The 261-nt window shown below is 59.8% G+C and carries 1 pseudogene; it reads left to right on the top strand.

Annotation, left to right across the window (positions count from 1 at the left end):
* Positions 1-31 precede the first annotated feature (31 nt).
* A pseudogene (locus SB822_RS58285) lies at positions 32-261 on the top strand (MmgE/PrpD family protein); the annotation flags it as partial.

Here is a 261-nt window from a genome sequence, read left to right on the forward strand (position 1 = left end):
GCGCGCACCAGCCACGCTCGTCGATGCGAAGATGAGCCTGCCATTCATCGTCGGTATCGCGGCGAGCAAGGGAAAGATGGGCATCGCGGACTTCAGCGAAGCGGCATTGAAGGATCCGGACGTGCTAGCCATGGCGGCGAAGGTCGTGCCAGTACAGGACCCGAACCAAAACTGGACGTTCAAGCTTCCTGACGGTCGAATCGAGATTGTGACCCGCGATGGTCAGGTCTTTGAACGGGTTGGGGACAGCATTCCTGGCAG

Origin of the sequence: Paraburkholderia sp. SIMBA_054 (assembly GCF_046534875.1) — a bacterium.
Classification (GTDB): Bacteria; Pseudomonadota; Gammaproteobacteria; order Burkholderiales; family Burkholderiaceae; genus Paraburkholderia; species Paraburkholderia hospita.